This is a genomic window from Bradyrhizobium sp. USDA 372, from assembly GCF_053629095.1.
In genome coordinates, this window is sequence record NZ_JBRJHR010000001.1 from 6,495,621 (window position 1) to 6,514,765 (window position 19,145).

Annotated in this window: 19 protein-coding genes; 7 read left to right on the top strand and 12 right to left on the bottom strand. The window is 64.2% G+C overall.

All coding sequences use genetic code 11. The features are described from left to right. Nucleotides 1-223: 223 nt before the first annotated feature. From AB7M16_RS30425 to AB7M16_RS30435, 3 genes are all read left to right on the top strand, one after another. A complete protein-coding gene (locus AB7M16_RS30425) occupies nt 224-1,654 on the top strand; it encodes a TAXI family TRAP transporter solute-binding subunit (protein ID WP_439401047.1) in 1,431 nt (476 codons plus the stop codon). Nucleotides 1,655-1,795: 141 nt separating this feature from the next. Continuing rightward, nucleotides 1,796-2,020 carry a hypothetical protein gene (locus tag AB7M16_RS30430; protein ID WP_172783855.1) on the top strand — a complete coding sequence of 75 codons (225 nt, stop codon included), beginning with the start codon at nt 1,796-1,798 and terminating at the stop codon, nt 2,018-2,020. Between the two features lie 170 nt (nt 2,021-2,190). After that, the gene (locus AB7M16_RS30435; RefSeq protein ID WP_172783856.1) at nt 2,191-2,373 is read left to right on the top strand and encodes a hypothetical protein; all 183 of its coding nucleotides are present in this window, start codon (nt 2,191-2,193) and stop codon (nt 2,371-2,373) included. 274 nt (nt 2,374-2,647) lie between these two features. Here the strand turns inward: AB7M16_RS30435 and AB7M16_RS30440 are convergent, their stop codons facing one another. From AB7M16_RS30440 to AB7M16_RS30465, 6 genes are all read right to left on the bottom strand, one after another. Then, a complete protein-coding gene (locus AB7M16_RS30440) occupies nt 2,648-3,016 on the bottom strand; it encodes an avidin/streptavidin family protein (protein ID WP_453946153.1) in 369 nt (122 codons plus the stop codon). Between the two features lie 16 nt (nt 3,017-3,032). Beyond that, nucleotides 3,033-4,160: a CYTH and CHAD domain-containing protein gene (locus AB7M16_RS30445; RefSeq protein WP_453946155.1), complete on the bottom strand. Its 1,128-nt coding sequence runs from the start codon at nt 4,158-4,160 to the stop codon at nt 3,033-3,035. Further along, nucleotides 4,067-4,546: a CYTH domain-containing protein gene (locus AB7M16_RS30450; protein WP_453946157.1), complete on the bottom strand. Its 480-nt coding sequence runs from the start codon at nt 4,544-4,546 to the stop codon at nt 4,067-4,069. Before AB7M16_RS30450 ends, AB7M16_RS30445 begins: the two co-directional genes overlap by 94 nt. Nucleotides 4,547-4,718: 172 nt before the next feature. Continuing rightward, complete coding sequence (locus tag AB7M16_RS30455; protein ID WP_453946159.1) at nt 4,719-7,823, bottom strand: hypothetical protein; 3,105 nt, start codon at nt 7,821-7,823, stop codon at nt 4,719-4,721. Nucleotides 7,824-7,952: 129 nt separating this feature from the next. Continuing rightward, on the bottom strand, nt 7,953-8,222 hold the full coding sequence (locus AB7M16_RS30460) for an HGGxSTG domain-containing protein (RefSeq protein ID WP_453946161.1): 270 nt from the start codon (nt 8,220-8,222) through the stop codon (nt 7,953-7,955). Further along, nucleotides 8,219-8,824 (bottom strand): hypothetical protein, encoded by a 606-nt coding sequence (locus AB7M16_RS30465; RefSeq protein ID WP_453946163.1) that lies wholly within the window; start codon nt 8,822-8,824, stop codon nt 8,219-8,221. Before AB7M16_RS30465 ends, AB7M16_RS30460 begins: the two co-directional genes overlap by 4 nt. Before the next feature lie 427 nt (nt 8,825-9,251). On the opposite strand from AB7M16_RS30465, the gene AB7M16_RS30470 reads away from it, so the two are divergent. Beyond that, nucleotides 9,252-10,235: a Bug family tripartite tricarboxylate transporter substrate binding protein gene (locus tag AB7M16_RS30470; RefSeq protein WP_453946165.1), complete on the top strand. Its 984-nt coding sequence runs from the start codon at nt 9,252-9,254 to the stop codon at nt 10,233-10,235. 9 nt (nt 10,236-10,244) lie between these two features. Here AB7M16_RS30470 and AB7M16_RS30475 read toward each other — a convergent pair whose 3' ends face one another. Continuing rightward, nucleotides 10,245-10,703, bottom strand: a complete 459-nt coding sequence (locus AB7M16_RS30475; RefSeq protein ID WP_453946167.1) for an NUDIX domain-containing protein — start codon at nt 10,701-10,703, stop codon at nt 10,245-10,247. 106 nt (nt 10,704-10,809) lie between these two features. On the opposite strand from AB7M16_RS30475, the gene AB7M16_RS30480 reads away from it, so the two are divergent. Continuing rightward, a complete protein-coding gene (locus AB7M16_RS30480) occupies nt 10,810-11,877 on the top strand; it encodes a DUF1236 domain-containing protein (RefSeq protein WP_453946169.1) in 1,068 nt (355 codons plus the stop codon). Between the two features lie 42 nt (nt 11,878-11,919). On the opposite strand, the gene AB7M16_RS30485 is transcribed toward AB7M16_RS30480, so the two are convergent. Next, nucleotides 11,920-12,882 (bottom strand): lytic transglycosylase domain-containing protein, encoded by a 963-nt coding sequence (locus tag AB7M16_RS30485; protein WP_453946171.1) that lies wholly within the window; start codon nt 12,880-12,882, stop codon nt 11,920-11,922. Between the two features lie 204 nt (nt 12,883-13,086). Here AB7M16_RS30485 and AB7M16_RS30490 point away from each other — a divergent pair, with 204 nt between their 5' ends. Beyond that, complete coding sequence (locus tag AB7M16_RS30490; RefSeq protein WP_453946172.1) at nt 13,087-14,097, top strand: L,D-transpeptidase family protein; 1,011 nt, start codon at nt 13,087-13,089, stop codon at nt 14,095-14,097. Here the strand turns inward: AB7M16_RS30490 and AB7M16_RS30495 are convergent. The 3 genes from AB7M16_RS30495 to AB7M16_RS30505 all read right to left on the bottom strand — a co-directional run bounded on the left by AB7M16_RS30495 (nt 14,094) and on the right by AB7M16_RS30505 (nt 16,641). Next, nucleotides 14,094-14,369, bottom strand: a complete 276-nt coding sequence (locus tag AB7M16_RS30495) for a hypothetical protein (RefSeq protein WP_453946174.1) — start codon at nt 14,367-14,369, stop codon at nt 14,094-14,096. The two genes, AB7M16_RS30490 and AB7M16_RS30495, sit on opposite strands and share 4 nt — an antisense overlap. A gap of 77 nt (nt 14,370-14,446) precedes the next feature. After that, nucleotides 14,447-15,304, bottom strand: a complete 858-nt coding sequence (locus AB7M16_RS30500; RefSeq protein ID WP_453946176.1) for a VOC family protein — start codon at nt 15,302-15,304, stop codon at nt 14,447-14,449. 146 nt (nt 15,305-15,450) lie between these two features. Then, the gene (locus AB7M16_RS30505; protein ID WP_453946177.1) at nt 15,451-16,641 is read right to left on the bottom strand and encodes a urate hydroxylase PuuD; all 1,191 of its coding nucleotides are present in this window, start codon (nt 16,639-16,641) and stop codon (nt 15,451-15,453) included. Between the two features lie 259 nt (nt 16,642-16,900). On the opposite strand from AB7M16_RS30505, the gene AB7M16_RS30510 reads away from it, so the two are divergent. Then, the gene (locus AB7M16_RS30510) at nt 16,901-18,205 is read left to right on the top strand and encodes a PQQ-dependent sugar dehydrogenase (protein WP_453947284.1); all 1,305 of its coding nucleotides are present in this window, start codon (nt 16,901-16,903) and stop codon (nt 18,203-18,205) included. A gap of 51 nt (nt 18,206-18,256) precedes the next feature. On the opposite strand, the gene AB7M16_RS30515 is transcribed toward AB7M16_RS30510, so the two are convergent. Further along, nucleotides 18,257-19,057 (bottom strand): SDR family NAD(P)-dependent oxidoreductase, encoded by an 801-nt coding sequence (locus tag AB7M16_RS30515; RefSeq protein WP_453946179.1) that lies wholly within the window; start codon nt 19,055-19,057, stop codon nt 18,257-18,259. Nucleotides 19,058-19,145: the final 88 nt, after the last annotated feature.

A 19,145-nucleotide genomic window follows, 5' to 3' on the forward strand; every position in this document is an offset into this window, starting at 1 on the left:
CGAGAAGGTTTTGGGTGGGGTTACATGATCGCGGGGTCGGGCGCCAATGGCGGCAGTGCGACCCCCTCATGCCGGAATGTGGCTTCTCCAGTCGCGACCAGTCGCTTGGCAGGCTTATCCATGTCGCGGCGGTCGTGAACCTGAACGAGCGCCAAGACGTTATGCCGGCAAAACGTGGTATCCTGCAGACCAGGAAGCGCCATGACATGCGGTGGCAGCGGCAATGTCCTCGTCCGAGAGTACAAGTCAGACGACCAGTGACGCGGCCCGCCGGGAGCGGCGAAGGAGCAATTTTCTGCTGTTGCTTCTCGCCGTTGGATTTCTCGTCTTCGGCGTCGCAGCGGGTGCACTCTATTACGCGTTGCGGCCGGAGATTCTCCGGATCGCCGTCGGGCCGCCTGGCAGCGACGATTACAAGGTCATTCAGGCGATGGCCGATGCGTTCGGCAGCGAAAGCCGAACTGTCAGGCTGCGTCCGATCAAGGCCGACGGAGCGATGGAAGCTCTCGCCCTGCTTGGGTCTGGCAAGGCCGATCTTGCCGTCGGCCGTGGCGACCTGGACATGCCGGCCGAGGCGCAGACCGTCGCCGTCGTACGCAAGAACTTCGTCGTGCTCTGGGCACCTTCCGGGCTTGCGGGCAAGAGTTCGAAAAGAAAGCCGTCGCCGAAGATCAAGGAGGTCGCCGATCTCTCAGGGCGCCGTGTCGGGGTGATCGGGCGGACGCCGGTGAATCCCGCGCTGCTGCGCGTCATCCTGAGCGCCGCCGGAGTGCAGCCCGACAAGGTCGCCGTGGCGCAGTTCGGCACTGACCAGATCGATGAGCTCGCGCGCGATCTCACCCTCGATGCCTTCATGGCGGTCGGGCCCCTCGACAGCAAGATCACCTCCGATGCCGTTGCCGCCACGGCGCGGGCGCGCGGCGAGCCGAAGTTTCTCGCCATCGAGGCATCGGAAGCGATCGCCATCAAGCATCCCCGGTATGAATCGGAGGAGATTCCACCCAGCATCTTCAATGCGGATCCGGCTTGGCCAGGTGACAAGGTTGAAACTCTCAGCGTCAGCCATCTGATCGTGGCGAGAAAGAGCCTGCCCGAAGCGACGGTCGCCGCGTTTTTCCGTCAGCTCTTTGCCGTTCGCCAGGCGATCGCGAGGCAGGTCCCTGGCGCTGCACACATCACCAAGCCCGACCTCGAGAAGGAGGCCGAGCTGCAGGTCCACCGGGGCGCGGCGGCCGTCATCGACGGCAACGAACGCACGTTTCTCGACCGGTATGGCGACTTTTTCTGGTTCGGGCTCCTGCTTCTCTCTGGAATCGGCTCCGCTGCCGCTTGGTTGCGGCGCTATTTGAACCGCGACGAAAGGGACGACAATACCAGCCATCGCAACAGAATCCTGGCCATGGTTTCCAGCGCGAGGACCGCGGAATCCAATCAGGAGCTTGTGGCATTGCAGCGCGAGGCCGATATTATCATCGCCGAGACGCTCGAATGCTATGATGACGGCGCGATCGAGCAAGAGGAGCTCGCGGCATTCGGACTGGTGCTCGACCTCTTGAGCAATGCCATTGCCGAGAGGCGAACCGCACTGCAACGTACCACCCTCGAAACGGTTCGGGGCGCGGTAGGGAGCCACGGCGTTACGCCGCGGGGATAAAGCGTCGTGGCGCCTCCGTACTGCGCGCGACGGTTGCAGTAATTGCCTCGGCATACTCGTCTTCGTCATCGAGCGCTTCCGTCGGCGGATATAGGAACAAAAAAGACATCGTCTCTCTTACCTCGGTAAGGAGACCTGATCATGCTGTCCTCGAGACCACCGCGGCCCATTCGCACAACGCTCGATCTTGCGAACGCCGGTCAGGTCAAGTCGGTACGCAGGCGCCTTCGCATCACCAATGCCGATCTGGTCAGGATCGTCGACAAGATCGGCAATTCTCTGACGGCCATCGAGAAGGAAGTGGAGCTCGAGAAACTGGCCGCTCAGCAGTGTAATGCCAGGGACGCGACGACAACCCTCGAATGAATCCGAGCCATCACGTCGAAAAGGAGAATTGCGATGAACGGTCTGATCTACCTCATAGGGCTCGTCGTTGTGGTCGCGGCCATTCTTTCGTTCTTTGGCTTGCGATGAGCGCGACGGTCCTGCAGCCCGACGCACCACCGATCCGGTGAAGCAATCTCGCGTGCACCAAAATGGTTGATCCGCACCAGGTCAATACCATCATAGCGACGACGGTCTGCGCGGTCTTCAAGGACCTTCCCGACGCTCAAATCGGAACTGAAGAAGCCAAGCTGCTGGCGAAGCAGATCACTGAAGCGCTGAACGCAGCTGGGCTGCAGATCGTCCCTGTGGATCCGGCGATCAAACGGCCTTAGAGCGTGATGAGATCAGGTTTGATTGCTACAACGTAAGTGCACTCCCTCTCCCGCTTGCGGGAGAGGGTTGGGGAGAGGGTGTTTCCGCAGTGGGATAGCCCCCGAGAGGAGAAAGCCCTCACCCGCGCCTTCGGCGCGACCTTTCCCGCAAGCGCAAGCGAGAGAGGTTGCACCGAGCCCGCGGCAATCGATTTGACCCAAAGCCATTCCGCTCTAGCTCCATGGCTGCGGCACCGGGCTTTCTGGCTTGAAGCTCCATCAGGCGGGGGAGGCGCTAGATCCGTTCGAAACTATCGACGTTGGTCGTCACGGCGCACCACCAGTTCAACGGCTCGAGCCTGGCAGGCTCGCCCTCCCTGGCGGCACTCAGCGCCTGGTCGGCGACGACGAACCAGGCGGTCTCCATCTTTCCATGCCGCAACAGCCCCGTGTAGGAAACCACGCGGTCGCCTGTCGCAGACGAGCCCACGGCGACAAAGCCGATGCAATTGCCCCTGTGAAACCCGGTGACCTGCACCGTTTGTCCATAGAAGCCGCTATCTTCGAGCGCCGTCTCGAAAGTGCCTTCGATGCGCCCCTCCGTCTCGCTGATGATGCGTAGGATGGAGCCGAACTGATTTCGCCAGGTGCCGACCCACGACATTCCGGTTCTCCCACGGTCACTTGCCCGGCGCGACGCGCAGCCGGTGCAATCGATGCAGCTCCCCGGCGGCGTCCTTCATCAGGCTGCGCGCCGCCTCTCGCTCCTGGCCGACGATGAACCCAGATGCGAAAGCCTGGGCGCGCCGGTTCGCCGGCGGCGCCGACAACGCCGTCTCCGTCGCCAGCTCGCGATGCGTCATGAAGTCGTTGAGCGATCCCAACGCGGATTGAATCGCCTTCAGCCGGCCGGAGAGGCTTGCGAGCTGCCCCTGGTCGCGATCACTGTAGAGGCTCACGAAGAAGTCGACGGCATAACGGATCTTCTTGATCCTGATCCGCAACTTGTGGCGTTGCATCGCATCGAGATCGTCCAGATGCTTGCCCTGCTTGCGCGCCTTCCTGATCCGGCGGTCCAGTACCGAGGCGGCGTAAGCAGCAATCGACCGATCGTCATCGGCGCGGGACTGTCCGGTCTCGATCCACTCGAGCACGTCGATCAGCAGGCGGCGGTAGCGGGGTGATTCGACGGCCTGGCGGGCGCGCGCGAAGGCGGCCCTCCGCTCCGCGGAAAACTTCTTGGCGATCGCGCGAGCGCCGCGTTTCGGCACGCCCTGATCGGCGATCGGCCGAATGCTTTCATTGAGAAAGACGTCGATCTCGCGTGCCGGCGCCAGCTCGCCCGTGAGCCATTTGAGCTCGGTCTTGATCCGCTCCGTGCTGGCGCGCGGCAGGATGTCGGAGAACAGCGAGATCGCGGCCCGTAAGCGTCGCAGGCCGACGCGCATCTGGTGGACGCCTTCCGAATCCATGTCCCGCACCGGATCGGCATTCGCCGTGATCTGACGCAGCGTCGAATGCGCGATCACGCCGAAGGCATTGCGCGGCGACAGCTCGTGTGTCAGCTCGATCGGCTCGGCATGTTGCGCGCCCGCGCCGTTTCCCGTCACGAGTTCAAAGCCTCGCTCGGCTTTCGAGCGCAGATCGAGCTCCGCGCCCGTTCTGCGTTCGAGATTGCGCGCCAGCCGGAACAGGTCGACGGCCTGTCCGGACTTCAACTCCAGTTCGAGCTCAGCCACCGGCCGGGAACGCCGTCCGGCGCCGATGCGGCCGCGGTCGACGGCGAGCTCGATCTGGCTCCGTCGCACCCGCCTTGCTTCAGTCGTGCGGTGGACCTCGGTCCGAAACCCGCCCGCAGCTTGCGCGGAAGTTTCTTGGACGCGAGATTCGCAAGAGGCGTGTTCTTGATCTGCTTGAAGTCGGGCCTTGCGCCTGCGACCTCATGCTCCCATTCGCCGCGCGTCACGGTTCCGGCGCCGCCGGCCTTCACGGTCTGCACATAGCGGTCGCCGACCTTGCGGATGCGGAGCGTGAGACCATGTCGCCTGAGCTTCTGCTTGCTGGTGTCGTAATAGGTCGACACCAGATCCTGCTCCGACCGGTCGCCGCGCTGTCCGTTTAACGCGCCATCGCGCAGGACGGATGACAGCTTTCGTGGCGCAAGGCGGAATTTGAGTTCCGTTTCGGCATTCATCGGGCACGCTTCCGTTGCCCATTCAAAGTGGCGCCACCGCGAGAAGTTCCGTGTGCAACGCGCATTTCGGATGGTGATGCGCGTCGGCCAATTGCCGCGTCCGCCGGTTATGGAAATTCACGGAACTTGCCGCGAATCGATTGAGGCGCAGGCTAGAATGAATCCGGTCAGTTCATTGCGGCGGCGGGGGCGGTGGCGAAGGCGGCGATGCTTTCAGCTTCTCGACAATCGAGAGGAATGTCGGGGGCGCCCCGGTCTTCGCGTCGACCGAAAGACCTTCGCCGCACTCGAATGCACGTTCTGCGATCTCGTAGCCGAGTGCTCGATAGCTCTCGAATTGCGATTCCGAGAAGAACTGGTTCAGCGTGGTCTCGTGCGGAAAGGTCGCGTGGGCTATCGCATAGCTCAACACACCCATGGGCTCCGTGCCGTGCAGGCCCGACTTGAAATACAGGAGCAGTCCGTTCTGCGAGTCGCCGCCATCGGCCTCACGATAGAGAATGTCGCCGATCGCCCAGTAGGGCGCTTGCTCGGCGGGGGTTGGACGTTCCTTGAAGCGCTTCTTGAGGAGGTCAAGCCCGTCCAGGTCGATGCGTACTCCGAGATCGATCCAGATCTTGCGCAGCGCATTGCCGAGGTCCTCGAAGGAATAATCGGGGTCGCAGCCGGCGTCGCTGACCACGATCACGCGGCAGCGCCGGCGGACCATCTCGTAGAGGCCTAGATTTTCGAAGTGCCCGCCGTCGGTGAGGTAGACCCAGCGCTCGGTCTCGCTGGTCAGTCCGAACATCTCCATGAAGAACGGTCGGAGCGCGTTCGTTGGCTTGACCTCCGAATAGTAGGGATTGTCGCCGCGCGGATTGGCGAGCCACCAGCCGAGCCGCACATTGAACAGCGCCATCAGGAAGGCGACGCCCGGCGAGGAGTTGTAACCCATGCTCGGGCTCACGGCCGCGCCGGAAATCGCCATCGCGGTCCCGAGCGTCAGCTTTCCACCGTAAGGCTGCGGCTGGTGGGCCGTGGCGTAGGTCGTTCGGTATGCACCGTCCGAAAAGACCGCGCTGCCGCTGCCGCAATGGAGCGGCGAGAACGTGAAGGGCGCGGCCATCCGTTCCTGCCATGCCAGGTTCTTGGATGACACGAGGTTGAGCGCCCCGCTGATGACGTGGAACGGCTTCCATTTGGCCCCTGTCGGCGCGACGCCATGCTCCCAAAGCTCGTGCAGGAGCGGGCTGTCCCGGCCGTCGAAATCCGTAAAGGCGTTCTTCGTCTTGTCACGCTCCTTCTCGTTGCGCGACGCGCCCAGAAAGGCGCGAACCAGCCGATTCCGGTAGAGGCCGTGGAGTGAGTATCGGTTGATGCTGAGGACATGTGCGGCCGCGTAGATCAGCGCGCCGAGCAAGATGCCCGCCAGGAACACCATGGTCCAGGGCATGTGACCGTCTGCGCCGGAGGCAAGCGATCTGAAAGCTGCGTCCCAGCCGATGGACAGCAGAGCGACCAAGACGGCCGCGAAGATCGCCGCGGCGACGGCCGCGATCGTGTTGAGTCCGAGATATTGGCGCAAGCCTGAAATCTGCTCGGCGGCGGTCTTGGTCTTCGAGCTCGCTCCGAGGAGGATGGAGAGCAAGCCGGAAAGACCTCCTCCGGCTGCGAGCGAGGGCACGGTTGCACTGCCAATCTGGGTCTCGATCCATCTTGCAGCCGGTGGCGCGCCGAGCACGAGCCCGAACCACACGAGCCAGCCGAGATAGGCCAGCGTGAAGAGCCCGCTCGACCGCGCCTGAAATTCCAGCCCGACATCCACTTCGGACAGGAACTCGGCAAACGAAATATAGGTCACGTCGGCGACGATGCGCGCCAGCACGATCCAGGGCAACCCGAATACGCAGGCAAAACCCGCTGCCGTGGCGGCGGAGCCGGAGGGGTTGATGCTCCAGAGCAAAATCAGTCCCACGGCGCTCAGCAGACCGAAAGCCGCGCCGGCGACAGCCCAGGCGATCAGCTCCATCCACGGATGCTTGGGGCGCGACTCGGGCGGCGGCCGGGACGATCTCCCGAAGATGATCGTCCACAGGGGCGCCAGCGCCCAGGACGCCAGGAAAAAGATCATGCCAAGGATCGTTCCGCGGATCAGCACCCCCGCGGCCGGATGCTGGTTGTTGAATTTCTCGATAAATTCGAAGCCGCTGACGCGAAGCACATCCGTGAGCGTCTTCAAACCATACGGGCTCTGCAGCACGAGCACCAGCAGTGCGGCTCCGACAAGGAAGGGAGCGAGATCGCACAGGAGAAAGCGGGGCTGCGAGACGTTGATCCAGCCGCGCGCCGGGCGGTTTGCGACGGAGAAGGACAGGGAAACCAACAAGCACAGCGTTGGTATGGCCATCACGACCAGAAACCATATCGACCTTTCCGTGATGCTGTGGGCGTCGATAAGCGCAAAGTAGAGCGCCTTGGTGACGAGCACCGCAAGGATCATCGGAGGGACGAGCAGGATCCAGTTCAGGAACAGATTGCGCAGGACGCTGGCGACATCGCTCCACAGGTCGGGAGAAAGCGACGAGAAGCTTGGAGAGAGGAAGTGCGAGTTGCGCCGAAGGTTGGAAATCGGCTCGGCTTCCTCGTGGTCTCCGAGCGGACCGCGGCTCTCGCGCATGGTGAGTGCTGGAACCACCTTATCCGGCGGGACGCTTGGACCGGCCGTTCCGCAGAGTGGGGGGACAATCAGAGCCTGGCGTCCCTTCTCGCGCTGGCGCTCCTGATACAGCCAGGCCGACAGCCAACTGCCGATATAACCGCCTCCCGATACTGTCGACAGATACTCGAACTGCTTCAGGGCCGAGCCGGCCTTCTCGTTCTTGCGTTTCGACGTGACCTCCAGCGCGGCAATCCTTTGCAGGATACCGAGCGCAAACGCCGCGCTGCGGATTCCGCCACCGGACAGGCACAGCGCCCATCGGTCGTCTGCGTTGAAGGTCCGATAGATTTCTAGGAGCTGATCGGGGACCTGCTCGGTCTGTGGCGGCAATGGCCCTGGCGGGATTTCGGAGGAGGCGAGCCGATTTGTAATCGTTAGGTCGAAGGGTAGTATCGAAGAGGGCTCAGACGCTGGCGGTGCCGGGACTGGCGGGGCGCTGGCCGCCCCATCGTTCTCGGTCTTTGGCGGGAATTCCAGAGGATCTCCGCGGAGCGCCCGTCGTTCCTCCCAGAGGACCTGCGCAAGATTCAATGCGCCCATGACACCCTCCCGCTGTTTTTCCGATATCGGTCCCAAGCTAGCGATAACGGGAATAACGGGCGTGTGAAGTAATTCACAAACACGCGTAAATTGTTAAGGGGCGAGGCTGTCAGCACGCGCGTCAGGACCGGAGGATGGCAGCCGGCCCCGCTCGTGACAGCGGCATCACTTCAGCTCCTCCAGCAGTCTTTGCGCCTCTTCGAGCAGCAGTCGCTGCTGTCCCGACTCGGCTTTGGCCGCTCGCGTGAACAGGCCGTGCTTCTGTGCGTTCCGGTTTCCTCTCGGCGCCCCTGATCGCCTTGCCCCACCGTGCATGCGACATCGCTGCTTCCCCCGCCTGGCCGGGGCGCGGCACGGGCCGCCGTCGCGAGTCCTCGCGCAGCAGCGAGGGCTCGACTGCATCGGTGCCGTGTTGCGGGCGTGGGCGCCGGTCATCGGCTCGGCCCCTGCCTTGCGTCGCTTTGGCCTGTCTCCGCAACGAGCACGCCCGCATGCTGCGTGACGTTGCCCACGATCGCCCGTCCGCCGTCCTGCACCGACAGGTTCTGCACCGTGATTGCGCGCTCGTCGCTGTTGCGATGGCGATTCAGCGCTTCGACCTGAGCGGCGAAGGTGCGGGAGAGCCGGGTCAACGCGCGGGCGATGCCCTCCTGCTGCGCGAGATCGTCGGTGCAGGCCAGCCGGCAGGCACAGCGCATCGCCGCCATGTGCACCGACACCATCTGCGACACCAGCATGGCCTCGACGGAATCCTTCGGCGCGATGCTCCTGATCGTCGAGATCATGAAGGCGAGGTTGGCTTCGTCGGGCTTCTGCCCGACCGCGCTGGCCTTGACCAATTGCCTCAATATGCCGTGCATCGCGTCACGGTCGGGGGCGCCGAGCGCCTCGACCAGCAGCTGCTCGCCGGCTTGCGGGTCGGGATGGCTGATCGCAATGCGCCGCTTGTAGAGTTTTACGCGCGGGTTCGCGGTGGGGGCGCTACGATCGGATGCCGCGAGCGGCGAAGTGATGGGACGTGAGAGAGCTGTCGTCATGTGCTGTGTCCTTCTGGCGGCGCAGGCGCGAACGGCCGTTCGCTGCCGGGCGCGAATGCGATATTTTGAAATGTCGATGAAGGGTTTAGGCGCAACCGCGTCGGACGGCTTCGGCCTGGCGGGCCATGACGCTCGCGACTGTTGCGATGATGCCAGTATGCCACTGTTTTGCCCGACGCCTCAGAATTTATTTCGTGAAACCGAAAAATTCGTCCGCCGCCCGCAAGTCCTTGTTCTGACAGGGGCGGTCTACTGTGCATGGGGTTGTTTTCGCATTTTTGTTTTGGAAGCGGCGCGCATGTGCCGTGCCACGGAATGCCGGCAGCCAAACGCGATTGCGAAATCCCGCACGGCCGCTATTCATGACTCCAAGGCGTCGCACCAACAAGCATGCACAAGCGGCGCCAAGAGGTCTGGGAGAGAACGAATGCAACGAACGGCCCGCCTGCTGGCAGTCATCGCAGGACTTTGCGCCTTGGCGCTGGCGACAGAGGCCCCGGCGCAGAAATATCCGTCGCGGCCGGTCAAGATCATGGTCGGCTTCAGCGCGGGCGGGCCGGTCGACGTCGTCGCGCGCATCATCGGCGACCGCCTCGGCAACAAGCTCGGCCAGCCCTTCGTGGTCGAGAACCGCGCCGGCGCCAACGGCATGATCGCCGCCGAGGGCGTCGCGCGCGCGGATGCGGACGGCTACACCATGCTCGCCTGCAACTCGTCGACGATCACGCTGAACAAGACGCTGTTCAAGGATATCCGCTACGATCCGCAAGTGGACTTTGCGCCGCTCACCACGGTGGTGTCGGCGCCGCTCGTCCTCGTCGTCAACCCCGAGAATCCAAAGACGGCGAACGTCAAGTCGGTCGCCGATCTCGTCGCTGCGGCCAAGGCCGCGCCCGGCGCGCTCGCCTACGGCTCCGGCGGTAACGGCAATCTCGCCCATCTCGCCATGGAGCTGCTCAGCCAAAAGGCCGGCATCAAGCTGATCCACGTGCCCTATCGCGGCGGCTCGGCCGCCGAGGTCGGCATCCTCGCGCAGGAGGTGCTGGCGGTGTTCGATCCGCTCTCCGCCGTGCCGCTGGTCAAGGCCGGCAAGCTGCGCGCGCTGGCGGTGTCCTCGGCCGAGCGGCTGCCGGCGCTGCCCGATGTGCCGACCGTGGCGGAAGCCGGTTATCCCGGCTTCGACATCTCGTTCTGGGTCGGGTTCTTCATGCCCAAGGCGACGCCCGCGCCAATCCTGGAAACGCTGCACCGGGAGATCGTCGCCGCCGCCAAGGATCCGGCGGCCGAGGAGAAGCTCGGCTCGCAAGGCGTCGTCAGCGTGCTCAGCCCGGCTGACTACGCTGCGAAGATCGCCAAGGAGACCAAGGAGCTCGCCGAGGTGGTCGCGGCCGCGAACATCAAGGCGGAGTGAGGCGGCGCGCTAGCCGCCGATCAGCAGCGTAAGCCGGTCGAGCAGCGGACGTTGTCCTGCGTTGATCTTCGCCTGCGCCGCCTCGAGCGTGAACCATTCGGCGCGGTCGACTTCCGGAAAGGCCTGCCGCTTGCCGCTGCGCGGCGGCCATTCCATCTCGAACGTGTTGCTGCGAATGCTGCGCACGTCGAGATCGAGCTCGGCCGCGAAGGCGGTGACGCGCTTGCCCCCGCGCTGCCTGACCTCGCCAAGCGGGGTCAGCGGCACGGACAGCTCGAGTCCCAGCTCTTCCGCGAACTCCCGTCGCGCGGCGAGCTCTGCGCCGTCTCCGTCCGCGTACTCGCCCTTCGGGATCGACCATGCGCCGAGATCCTTGTTGCGCCAGAACGGCCCGCCGGGATGGACGAGGAGCACCTCGATGTTCCCACGTTTGCGATAGGCGATGATCCCGGCACTCTTCGCTGGCATTGCAGGTTCCGCAGAAAAGAGCGCGGCCTTCCTTCGGGAAAAACTGGAACTGCTCGTTTTAACGCAGGTTAGTAGCCCAGTTTCATTAGTTGAAAGGGAGTGAACCATGATCCGCCTGTTGGCAACCACCGCCTTGGGGGTGGTGCTGGCGAATGCCGCGTTTGCGCAATCGCCGAGCACGACTACGCCGTCTCAGCAGACGCCGCAGTCCCAGTCGAATACCACCGCGCCATCCGCGACCTCGCCTTCGAGCGCGGCCGACAAGCAGCAGACCACATCGCAACCGCAGCAATCAACGACGTCGGGAACGCCAGCCCAGACCACGCAGGCCAACCCACCATCGTCCGGCTCCGGCACCGCCAATACGGGCTCGACCGCGCAGTCACAGAGCGGTGCAGCAAATTCCAATGCAGCCGGCAACCAGCCTGCAACGCAGCAGAGCGCCAACCCGCCTCCTGCGAACACCAACCAGGCGCAGGACCGGTCCAATCCGCCGCCGGCCAGCAATCAAGCCCAGCAGGCACCTGCCGCATCTGGAACCAACCAGGCCCAGCAGGCACCGACTGCGCCGACAAGCAATCAGGCGGCCGCCCAGACCGACGTCAATATCAGCAAGCAGCAGGAGACCAGGATCAGCGCGTCGATCTCGCACCTCAACGTGCGGCCGCTGACCAGCGTCAATTTCTCGCTGAATGTCGGCACGGTGGTTCCGCGCGACGTGCACCTCTCGACACTGCCGCCCGACGTCGTCGAGATCGTGCCGCAATATCGCGGCTACAGCTTTGCGCTGGTGAAAGATCAGATCGTCGTAGTCGATCCGGCGACCTACAAGATCGTAACGGTGCTGCCGTATTCGGGCCAGTCCACGGCGACAACGACGACGACCACGCGCGAGCGTAGCGCCAGCAAGTTCTCGGATCGCGATCGCGAGGTGATCCGCAAGCATGCGAAGACCCGCACCGAAGGACGCAGCGAGGCGCGGACCACCGGCAGCACCGCACGCACGGAGATGCGCATCGGTGATCGGGTCCCGGAGACCGTCGAGGTCGAGGAATTCCCGACCACGGTCTACCGCGATGCGCCGGGCTTGCGCGAATATCGCTATATCCATCGCGACAGCCGGACCTACGTCATCGAGCCGCGCGAGCGGCGGGTGATCGAGGAGATCGACTAGGCCGGTGGAGATCGGAGCCGCGCAAGCGAGCGGCTCCGATCGCTAGCCGGACGTCCGTTCGCGCGATGCGATGCGAACGGCGCGCGCCTTCGCGCTCTTTCCGGCCGCGCGTGCCGCGATCATGCTGCGCGCTTTGCCGGGGCCTGTGGCATTCTTCCGCAGCAAGGTTGCGAACTGCTTGCGCGCGCGGTTCGTCGTCAGGCGGGCCGCGAGCTGCTCGGCCTTGCGAATGATGCCCGCAACCGAAGGCGTCAGGTTCACCGGAACCCAGGCGACGTCCTTGGCTTTCGAAAGACTGCCGATGCCTTCGCACGGCGCTTCGCGCGGCAGGTCGATCCTGATCGCGAGCGCCTCCGAGCGTTCGATCCAGTCTTCGGCTTTGGTGCCGGTGATGATCCGGACATAGTCGCGCGTTTCGCGCGGCAGCTCGCTCTCCCTGGCAAGCCATTTCTGGATGCGGCCGGGACCGGCATTGTAGGCGGCGGCAGCAAGGCCGAGATTGCCGAAATCGTCGCGCAGCTTGCGCAGGAATTTCGCCGACGCCGGCAGCGCCTTCATCGGATCGAAGGGATCGTCGAGCCCGACCTCGGCCGCCGTCCCCGGCATGAACTGGGCGACGCCCTGCGCGCCGGCGTGGCTGACCTCGTTGGACTTGAAGCGGCTCTCCTGCCAGATCAGGCGTGCGAAGAACGGCACCGGAATGCCGCTGGATTCGGCGGCCGCGCGCAGCGCGTGACAAAATCGTTCGGTTGGCGAGGGCTCGGCCTGCACCGCCGGCTCGACCGCGCGTGGTGGCTCGATCACCTGCTCATAGGCCGCGTGCGCGTTGGCGAGCTCGATCGCCTGCACGCTGGCGACGAAGAGTTCGACCACCGGAACAAGTGACGAGGCATGATTGTTCTGGAGAACAGTAGTGTCGAAACGTGATGCTTGCCGGGACGCCGACGGATCGAGGTCGCACATCAGAAGCAGAAACGCGGCGCAAGCCGCGACGACAAATCGCATTTGCTGGGACAACCTCGAACTGTGGGATGAACGGCCAGCGCTGCGCCGGCGATAGGAAGTTCTTAACCGTCCGATTGCGGCAAAGCTGCGGTCTCCTCGGTTCCTTCGGTGTTAGTACGGTGTTCCCGAAGAGAAACCTTCCGCGGGTTTGCGGGCCGCTTGCGAGTGGGATGTGCGATGACGATGCGATGGATGCTTGGCGCTATGATTTCGCTGTGGCTCGTCGGCCCGGCGCTCGCAGGCAATCTCGATCCGGCTGCGGTGAACGAAGCTGCGCGTCCTGCGAAGCCGCCGGCCACCGACAAGCTGAATGCAGCCGTGGTGAAACTTCAGGTGCTGCTCGATCGCGCGCAATTCTCGCCCGGCGAGATTGACGGCAAGTTCGGCGAGAACGCGCAGAAGGCGCTCAAGGCGTTCGCGGAGCAGAACGGCATCGCATCCGACAAGGTTCTCGCGCCCGAGCTTTGGGACAAGCTGACCGCAGCGAGCGAGGGCCCCATTCTCGTCGACTACAAGATCACGGACGCCGATGTGAAAGGGCCGTTCCTGAAGCAGTTGCCGAGCAAGCTCGAGGACATGAAATCGCTGAAGGCGCTGAGCTATACCAGCCCTCTCGAAGGACTTGCCGAGAAATTCCACACGAGTGCGGATCTGCTCAGGGCGCTCAATCCGGGCAAGACGTTCGACAAGGCAGGAGAGACGATCGTCGTGACCAACGTTCCGGCACGGCGCGAGCTGCCGCGCATCGCCCGGCTCGAAGTCGACAAGACGCACGGGACCTTGAAAGTGTTCGATGCCAGCGGCGCTCTGCTGGCGTTCTATCCGGCGTCAGTCGGCAGTCCGGACCGCCCGACGCCGACTGGAACGCTGAAGGTCACCGGCACCAACGCGCAGCCGACCTACCATTACAATCCCGAGTACAAGTTCAAGAGCGTCAAATCCAACAAGCCGTTCGACATCCAGCCGGGGCCCAACAATCCCGTGGGCGCATACTGGATCGGCCTGTCGGCCCAGGGCTACGGCATCCACGGAACGGCAGAGCCGGACAAGGTCAGCAAGTCGGCATCGCACGGCTGCGTCCGCCTGACCAATTGGGACGCGCGTGTGCTCGGCGAGAACGTGAAGCGCGGTACACAAGTCGTCTTCCTCGATGCGCCGACGGAATCCTCATCGAGGCGGCAGGGCACGCCAGCTGCGAAGCGTGCCGCGAATTAGTCCTTGGGAAAATCCTTGCGCATCGCGATCTCCGCCGCGTCGCCGGGCGACAACACGGTCTGGTCGAAGGCGGCCTGCGGCGTCGTCATGATGTCGTAGAGCGAGATGCCCTTGATCGGCTTGCCCATGAGCTCGCGGACGCATTCGGCGAGCGTGCCGTGGTAGACGAGATAGGGCGGACCGCGATCCTTCTGCCTCTCGCCTTTCAGCGACGGCCATTTCTTCAGTTCGGCCGGCGCGTCATAGGCGATCGGCGACCCCTCTTTGAACATGCGTTTGGCCCCGGTGGCTTGGATGGCCGCGAAGCCTACAGCCGCCGGGTAAACACCCGTTAAAGAATTGGTTCAAATCAGCCGGCAACGAAGGCGAGCAGGGTGCCGTTGGCCTTGGCCGGCGGCACGCAGATCGCAGCTCCGCTCCGCACGGCGGCCGACCCCAGCGCCATCTCGGTCGCCGCGAGATCGCCGCTGACCAGCACCAGCGCGGCGCCGCCGCGCTCGGAGAGGCCGGTCAGCGGCACGCCGGGATAGCGCTTGGCGAGCTGGTCCAGCGTCAGATAGACGAAGTCGGCGCGATCGCCGCCGGAGGGCACGCTGACCGCGCCGTCCGCGTCGGTCTTGGCTTCGCGGTCGATCAGGCGGGCGAGATGCGCGGCCTCCTTGGCGGGCTCCGGCGTTGCGATCAGCGTCTGCTTGATCCGCTTGGCCGCATTGGCGTGGATCATCAGGTCGGGAATCCACACGGTCTCGCGGGTCTTGTGCTGGCAGGCGAAGATGCGCACGCCGCCGGGCGCTTCCGCCGTCGGCCACATGAAGGTGCGGAATTTCGCTGCCGAGATCGTACCATCAGGCAGCGTGACAGGGCGTTCGAAATCGGTCGGGCCGATCGGCTCCAGTCCCCGTGCACGGATCTCCTCGGCGCCGGCCGCGCTATCGACCGCGGTGAAAGCGATGCGCTCGATCCCTTCGCCGCGCTTGTCCAGGAAGGCGCGCGCGGGAACATTGAGCTCGGTCGGGGCGAGCACGCCGAGCAGCTCCATATAGTCGGGGTCGAACATGATGGTGTAGTTGCCGGTGCCCATATGAACGCTGTGGGTGCCGCGCGGGGACACGGTGAAGCCCAGTTGCCGATAATTCTCGGCGGCCTTGTCGAGGTCCTTCACCATGACGACGGCGTGGTCGATACCGATGACGTTCTTGAGGGCCACTGTTCTTATCCCCGATTGCAAGCTGACTTTGCGCCGCGCCGGCGGCTGCCGGCCATGTCTACGCCGGATGAACGGCCAAGTCATTTTCAATTCGGCGGGGAGAAGCGGAATTTCATTCCGCGCAAGGCATCCTCGTTGGACGCGCCTCAGCGCGCCTGCTCGATATAGGCCGCGAGGACGGCGCGCTCCTCGCCGGTCATTTCCGTGATGTTGCCAGGCGGCATCGCATTCGACCAGGCCGCGGCCCGCCCGATCAGGCGGATGTTGCGATGGATGTGCTCGGGCGTGTCGAGCAAAATGCCCTTCGGCGCGGTGACGATGCCGGCCCAGACCGGTTCGGCTGCATGGCACATGCTGCAGCGGGACATCACGATCTCCTCGACATTGGCGACCGTGACCGGCGCCGACAATGCGCCCGTCTTCACCTCGCGCGGGCCGGCGGCGGAGAGGAGGAGGATCGCAATCACGCCGGCAGCGGCTACGCCCCACACCCACCACGGCGATTGGCGGCCGGCATGGCGCTCGTTGAAGAAGTGGCGGATCACCGGCCCGAGCGCCAGGATGATCGCGACGATGATCCAGTTGAAGCGCGTGGCGTAGAGCAGGGGATAATGGTTGCTGATCATCAGCACCACCACGGGAAGCGTCAGGTAATTGTTGTGGACCGAGCGCTCCTTGCTGGCCTTGCCGAGCTTCGGGTCGGGCGCCTGTCCGGCGATCAGGCTGGCCACGATCTTCTTCTGGTTCGGGATGATCAGGGTAAAGACATTGGCCACCATGATGGTGCCGATGATCGCACCGATCTGATTGAAGGCGCCGCGGCCGCTCAGCACATGTGTGAAGGCGTAAGTGAGCGCGACCAGGAACAGATAGCCGCCGATGGCGAAAGGCAGCTCGCGCTGCGCGAGCCCGGTGCGGCAGGCGGCCTCATAGAGCAGCCACGCCAGCGCGAGGCTGCAGAAGCTGAACAGCCCGGCCTGGAATGGCGTGAGATCGAGGATCGACTTGTCGACCAGGAACAGGTCGGCCTCGAGATAATAGACCACCACCATCAGCGCGAAGCCGGACAGCCAGGTGGTGTAGGCTTCCCATTTGAACCAGGTCAGCTCGTTCGGCATCTGGCTGGGCGCGACCAGGTATTTCACGATCCGGTAGAACCCGCCGCCATGGACCTGCCAGGCCTCGCCCTGCACGCCGTCAGGCAGGTCCGTCTTCGGCTTCAGGCTGAGGTCGAGGGCGATGAAATAGAAGGAACTGCCGATCCAGGCGATCGCGGCCACCACGTGCAGCCAGCGCAGCAGCAGGCTCGCCCATTCCGATATGATGGATCCCCACATGATCTCCCCATCCGACGCGACCTGGATGCCGCAGCCTCCATGACCGTAACCGGCGCTCGCCGCCCCCACAATGTGTCGCACCGTTCAACCGCGTTTTCCAGTATGATGGGCTGCGGCTGATGCACATCGTGCGGGCATGAACTGACGTGGGATTCGGCAGGCGCCAAACTCGCCGCAGACCTTTTTCGGTTGATCGGCGTTGACGCACGACACGGGCAAGGCGGAGGACGACGTGAGCGACAGAATAACGTTCGTGGCGATGCTCGCAGCGCTGCTGGTTGCGGCCGGCGCGCAGGCCGAGCCGGTGTTGCAAGGCAAGGACGCCTATGGCGATTGGCGCGCCGACAAGCCCGGCACGGTCAGGCTGATCCGGCCGCAGGATCTGGTCAGGCCTGGCGCCACGCGATCGGTTGCGAGCTCGTCGCGCGTGGTGCCGCGTCCGCCGGAAGCCGAGCTCCAGGTTCCGGCCGGCTTCAAGATCGAGCTGTTCGCCGAAGGCCTGCGCGCGCCGCGTATCATCCGCGTGGCACCGAATGGCGATGTGTTCGTCGCCGAAACACGAGCCGGGACCATCCGCGTGCTGCGCGCGGGCGAGGGCGGCAAGGTCGCGACCAACGAGGTGTTCGCCAGCGGCCTGCGGCAGCCATTCGGCATCGCGTTCTTTCCCAATGGCGACAATCCGCAATGGGTCTACATCGCCAACACCGACAGCGTCGTCCGCTTTCCCTACCAGGCCGGCGATCTCAAGGCGCGCGGCAAGGCGGAGACGATTGTCGCGAGCCTGCCGCATGACGGCGGGCATTCCACGCGCGATATCGTCTTCACGCCCGACAACAAGCGTATGCTGGTGTCGGTGGGCTCTCTCAGCAATGTCGCCGAGGGCATGGGCACACCGCCGGGCGGGATGGACGCGTGGTCGAAGACGCAGCCGCTCGGCGCAACATGGGCCAGCGAGCTCGAACGTGCCGCGGTGCTGGCCTTCAATCCCGACGGCAAGGAGCGAAAGATCTATGCCACCGGTATCCGCAACTGCGTGGGCCTCGCGATCCAGCCGCAGACCGGGCTGCCCTGGTGCTCGACCAACGAGCGCGACGGCCTCGGCGACGATCTCGTGCCCGATTACGTCACCAGCGTGAAGGAGGGCGCGTTCTACGGTTGGCCGTGGTTCTATATCGGCAACAATGAAGACCCGCGCCACGCCGGCGCGCGGCCTGATCTCAAAGACAAGGTGACGGTGCCTGATGTGCTGATCCAGCCGCACTCGGCCTCGCTCGGCATGACGTTCTACCACAGCACGCAGTTTCCGCCCGAATACCAGGGCGACGGCTTCGCCGCCGAGCACGGCTCCTGGAACAGGTCGAAACGCACCGGCTACAAGGTGATCCGCATCCGCATGAAGGACGGCAAGCCGACCGGCGAGTACGAGGATTTCGTCACGGGGTTCGTCGTGAACGACAGCGAGGTGTGGGGCAGGCCGGTGGGAATGGCTGTGGCGAAGGATGGATCGCTGCTGGTATCGGAAGATGGCAACGGCACGATCTGGCGGGTGACATATTCGCGATGAGCGCCTTACTCTTTGCCTCTCCCCGCGTGCGAGGAGAGGGAGAAGAACGACCTACCCCCGCCTCACGCTGGCACCCCCATCCACCGGCAGCGTGACACCGGTAATGAAATTCGCCTCATCGCTCACCAGGAACAGCGCGGCGTTGGCGACGTCCCAGCCCGTGCCCATCTTCCTGCGCAGCGGCACCTTGCTGTCGCGTTCGGCTTCGACTTCGGCGCGGGTCTTCTGCCATTCGCGGGCGCGGGTATCGACGGCCATCGGCGTGTTCATCAGGCCGGGCAGGATGACGTTGGCGCGTATGCCGTATTCGGCGTTCTGGTAGGCGAGCTGTTCGGTGAAGGCGATCATCGCCGACTTCGTCGCCTTGTAGGCGACGTAAGGATAGGTCGTGATTGCTGCCATCGACGAGATGTTGATGATGGCGCCGCTCCTCTGCGCGCGCATGATCGGGATCACTTCCTTCGCCGCCAGGATGCAGCTCTTCAGATTGATGGCAACGACGCGATCGAACGCCTCCTCGGTCAATTGCAGCAGCTCGGCATCGCCGCCGGCGAGGCTGACGCCGACATTGTTGTGCAGCACGTCGATACGCCCCCAGCGCGATTGCGCATCCGCAACCATCGCCTTGATGTCCGCAGCTTTGGTCACGTCCGCCTTGAAGCCCGCGGCCGTGCCGCCTTTCGCGGCGATCATCGCCACTGTTTCCTGCGCCGATTCCAGATTGTGGTCGACGCACAAAACCTTGGCGCCCTCGCGCGCGAAGGTGAGCGCAGTCGCCCGGCCGTTGCCCATGCCTTCGCCGGGGCTTTGCCCGGCCCCGACGACGATCGCGACCTTGTCCTTTAAGCGCATCTCGGTTCACTCCCGTCCTCGTCATTATTTTCGTGCAGACTAGCAATCGCCCTGATGGGAGAGAAGAGCGCGCTTTCCGCCTTCATGT